We start from the raw sequence: 4,584 nt of genomic DNA on the forward strand, positions 1-4,584 counted from the left end.
AGCCGGGCCAGCGCGGGGACGGGCAGGGCGGCGGCGCGGCCGAACACGCGCACCTCGAGCGCGATCAGGTTGCCCAGCAGCAGCGCGATGCCGACGATGTGCGCGACCTCGAGCGTGGGGTAGGCCCAGGGGGTGGTCTTCAGGAAGGTGAACATGGGTCTTCAGCCTGGAAGTATGCGGGCGCTACACTCCGGCTGCCCATGGCACGCCGTTCCGCCCTCCGCCTGACGACCACGCTCTTCGTGGTGCTCTCGCTGCTGTTTTCACAGCTTGCGTTGGCGAGCTACGCCTGCCCGGGACAGGGCGACGCCGAAGCGATGGCTGCGATGATGGCCGCGGGTCAGCCGTGCGAAGGCATGGACCGGGAGCAACCCGTGCTGTGCCACCAGCACGCCGCGGGCACGGCCCAGTCGTTCGAAGCCGTCAAGCTTCCCGCAGCGACGCTGCCGGTTGTCGTCCAGGTGCTCGAGTTGCCCGTGGTGCTCGATGCCGCAGAGGCCATCGCATTGCCGATGGCCGCCACTGCGCAGACCCGTCCTCCGCCCGACCCCCTCTTCCTGTCCACGCTCAGGCTTCGCGTCTGACCCCTCCGTCAACTGACCGGCGCTGGTGCGGCTTGCCCGTTCGCCAGCAAACAGCCCGTTTGCTTTCGGAGTTCCCATGTTCACCCATCCCCTGCGCGCGGCCGCCTTGGCCGCGGCCCTGCTGCCGGCCCTGGCCGCCGCGGCACCTCTGACGCTCACCCAGGCGCTCGACCTGGCCCTGCAGCGCTCCGAAGCCGTTCGGTCGGCACGTGCCGGCGTCGCCAGTGCTTCGGAAACGGCCCGCGCAGCGGGTCAGCTTCCCGACCCGACGCTGCGCGCCGGCGTCGACAACCTCCCCGTGACGGGTGCAGACCGCCTCGGCACGACCCGCGACTCGATGACCATGAAGCGCATCGGCATCGGCCAGGAGTGGGTGTCGGCCGAGAAGCGCGCTGCACGCCAGGCTGCGGCCGACGCCACGATCGGCCGGGAGCTCGTTTCGGCCCAGGCCACGGCGGCCGAGGTTCGCCTGCAGACGGTGCTCGCCTACCTCGACGCCTATTTCTGCGGCGAGGCGCTCAAGCTCACGACGCTGTCGGAGCACCACGTCCACGAAGAGTTGGAGGCCGCCAAGGGGCGGCTGTCCTCGTCCGCCGGCAGCAGCCAGGAGGTGCTGGCCTCGACCGGCGCTCAGGGCATGGCCGAGGACGAGTCGGCGCAGGCGAGGCAGCAGCAGGGCGCCGCACGCGTGTCCCTCGAGCGCTGGGTCGGCATCCCGGTGGACGAGCTCGCGGTTCCGGTGGAACCGGCCGCTGTCGACGAGCGAGCCTTCATCGAAGCCCACCCGACGGTCCTGCTGGCGCAACGCGACGTGGAGCTGGCTCGACAGGACGCTGCCGTCGCCGCCAGCAACCGCGGGCCGAACTGGTCCTGGGAGGTCTCCTACGCCCAGCGCACCGGCTATGCCGACATGGTGTCCTTCGGCGTGAGCATCCCCTTGCCGGTGGCGCCCGCTGAACGCCAGGACCGCGAGACCGCTGCAAGACTGGCCTTGATCGAGAAGGCCGAGGCCCATCTCGCGGAGGCGACACGCGCCGCTCAAGCCGAGTACCGCGGCTTGGCCGGCGACGCCCAGCGCCTGACCGAGCGCGTTCAACGCTACCAATCGTCGGTCGTGCTTGCGGCACAGCAACGCACCGCTGCCGCGCTGGCCGGATACCGCTCGAACCAGGTGACGCTGGCGTTGCTGTTCGAGGCACGCCACATGGAGGTCGAGGCCCGGCGAAAGCTGCTCTCGCTGCAGCGCGAGCTCGCGAAGACCCAGGCGCAGCTGGCTTACAAACCCCTCGTCAACGGAGGCGCTCGATGAAGCGTGCTCAAGCCATTGCGCTGTCGGTGCTGGGCGCAGCAGTCCTCGCCGCCGCCGGCTTCTACGCCGGCCGGCACACGAGCGGTGCTGCGGACATGCCGATGGGCGCCGCCCCGGCCGCTTCCAGTCCCGAGGGACGGAAGGTGCTGTACTGGCACGATCCCATGGTCCCGGGCCAACGGTTCGACCAGCCCGGCAAGTCACCGTTCATGGACATGCAGCTCGTGCCTGTCTACGCCGACGAGGCCGGCGACTCCGGCGTCAAGGTCAGTCCGACGGTGCAGCAGAACCTCGGCATCCGGGTCGCGACAGCGCGGAAGGCCCCGGTGTCGTCGTCGTTCGATGCCGTCGGTACGGTGCAGTTCGACGAGCGCCTCGCCGTGGCCGTCCAGACGCGCGTGGCCGGCTTCATCGAGCATCTTGCCGTGCGTGCGCCCATGGAGCGGGTCCGCCAGGGCCAGGTGCTGGCGACCGTGTTCGCCCCCGAGTGGCTCGGGCCGCAGAACGAATGGCTCGCGCTGAAGCGCGCCGGCGTGTCGGAAGACCTCGTGAACGCCGCTCGAGAACGCATGCGCGCCATGTCCATCCCCGACGGGCTCATCCGCCAGAGCGAATCGGCAGGGACGGCGCAAGCACGCTTCCCGCTCAGCGCACCGGTCAGCGGCGTCATCGCAGAGCTCGGGGTGCGTGAAGGCGCGGCCRTTGCTCCGGGCACGACGCTGTTCCGGATCGACGGCCTCGAGAAGGTGTGGGCCGTTGCAGAGGTGCCCGAGGCCCAGGCGATCCGCCTGGCACGCGGCCAGAAGGTCAAGGCGGTTCTGCAAGCCGATGCCTCGCTCGCATTCGAAGGCGAGCTGAAGGAAATCCTGCCGCAGGTGAGCTCGAGCACGCGCACGCTGCAGGCTCGCTTCGAGGTCGACAACAAGGACGCAAAGCTGACGCCGGGGATGCTGCTGCGCCTGCAGGTCATCGGCCCCGGCTCGTCTCGGCTGGTGGTGCCGTCGGAGGCCGTCATCCGCACCGGCAGGCGCGCCATCGTCCTGGTGCGCAGGGAGAACGGCTCCTTCGAGAGCCGCGACGTCGTCCTCGGCCTCGAGGTGGGCGACGACATCGAGGTCACGCAGGGGCTCACGGAAGGTGAGCAGGTCGTGGCCAGCGGCCAGTTCCTCATCGACTCCGAGGCTCGGCTGCGTTCGGTCACGGGCAGCATGAGCGCGCCGGGGGGTGCGAAGTGATTGCCGCACTCATCCGCTGGTCGGTCGGGAACAGATTCCTGGTGCTCCTGGCGACGGTGTTCCTGATCGCAGCCGGTGTCTGGGCTGTCAGGGCCACCCCGGTCGACGCGATTCCGGATCTCTCGGACACGCAGGTCATCGTGCGGACGACCTACCCGGGCAAGCCGCCGCAGGTCGTCGAGGACCTGGTGACGTACCCATTGACGACCACGATGCTCGGTGTCCCGGGGGCGAAGACCGTGCGCGGCTACTCGTTCTTCGGCGACTCGTTCGTCTACGTCCTCTTCGACGACAGGACCGACGCGTACTGGGCACGCTCACGGGTGGTGGAGTACCTCAACCAGGTCCAGGGCAAGCTGCCACCCGGTGCGACCGCGGCCCTCGGGCCCGACGCCACCGGCGTGGGCTGGATCTACGAGTACGCGCTCGTCGACCGGACGGGAAGGAACGACCTCGGGCAGCTGCGCGCGCTGAACGACTGGTTCCTGAAGTTCGAGTTGAAGACGGTCCCCGACGTGGCCGAGGTGGCGAGCCTCGGCGGCATGGTCAGGCAGTACCAGGTGGTGCTGGATCCGGATCGAATGCGGGGATTCGGTGTCACCCAGGCGATGGTGACGGACGCCCTGAAGAACGCCAATCAGGCGTCGGGCGGCTCGGTCGTCGAGATGGCCGAGGCCGAATACATGGTGCGCTCGCGCGGCTTCCTGAGGTCCCTCGACGACTTCCGTGCCATTCCATTGGCGGTGTCGACTGCAACGCCTGTCCTCCTGCGCGACGTGGCGACCGTCCAGGTCGGGCCGGAGATGCGCCGCGGCATCGCCGAACTCGACGGCGAAGGTGAAGTGGCGGGTGGCGTCATCGTGATGCGTTCCGGCAAGAACGCGCGCACGACCATCGAGGCGGTGAAGGCCAGGCTCGCTGCGCTCAAGCCGAGCCTGCCTGCCGGCGTGGAAGTGGTCGAGACCTATGATCGCTCCCAGCTCAYCGACGGGGCTGTCGAGAACCTGGGTTCCAAGCTCGTCGAAGAGTTCATCGTCGTGGCCGTCGTGTGCGCCATCTTCCTGTTCCATCTGCGTTCGGCCCTGGTGGCCGTGGTCGCGCTTCCCGTCGGCATCCTCGCGGCCTTCGTCACGATGCACTGGCAGGGCGTCAGCGCGAACATCCTGTCGCTGGGCGGCATTGCCGTCGCCATCGGCGCGATGACGGACGCTTCGGTGGTGATGGTCGAGAACATGGCCAAGCACATCGAGGCGTTCGAAGCGCGGCACGGCCGGGCGTCGACGGTGGCCGAGCGATGGGTGCTCGTGGTCGACTCGTGCGTGGAAGTGGGGCCGGCGCTCTTCTTCTCGCTGCTGGTCATCGCGCTCTCGTTCGTCCCGGTGTTCGCACTCGAGGCGCAAGAGGGGCGCCTGTTCTCGCCGCTGGCGTTCACGAAGACCTGCGCCATGGCTGCGGC

At 69.1% G+C, this 4,584-nt stretch carries 4 protein-coding genes; all 4 read left to right on the plus strand.

Annotated features, from left to right (window positions below; all coding sequences use genetic code 11):
* Positions 1-200 precede the first annotated feature (200 nt).
* On the plus strand, positions 201-584 hold the full coding sequence (locus AC1D15_RS18910) for a hypothetical protein (protein ID WP_477827192.1): 384 nt from the start codon (positions 201-203) through the stop codon (positions 582-584).
* A 106-nt stretch (positions 585-690) separates the two neighbouring features.
* Positions 691-1,893 (plus strand): TolC family protein, encoded by a 1,203-nt coding sequence (locus AC1D15_RS18915; RefSeq protein ID WP_477827193.1) that lies wholly within the window; start codon positions 691-693, stop codon positions 1,891-1,893.
* A complete protein-coding gene (locus tag AC1D15_RS18920; protein WP_477827194.1) occupies positions 1,890-3,128 on the plus strand; it encodes an efflux RND transporter periplasmic adaptor subunit in 1,239 nt (412 codons plus the stop codon). The genes AC1D15_RS18915 and AC1D15_RS18920 overlap by 4 nt, the downstream gene beginning before the upstream one ends.
* Positions 3,125-4,584 (plus strand): efflux RND transporter permease subunit (locus AC1D15_RS18925; RefSeq protein WP_477827195.1); only part of this gene is annotated, 1,460 nt, incomplete at its 3' end. The genes AC1D15_RS18920 and AC1D15_RS18925, both read left to right, overlap by 4 nt.

It is taken from the genome of Rhizobacter sp. P2_H2 (assembly GCF_056403375.1).

What these genes read in the sequence shown, in the direction of transcription:
- AC1D15_RS18910 (WP_477827192.1), top strand. Translation starts at nt 201, where the DNA reads ATGGCACGCCGTTCCGCCCTCCGCCTGACGACCACGCTCTTCGTGGTG.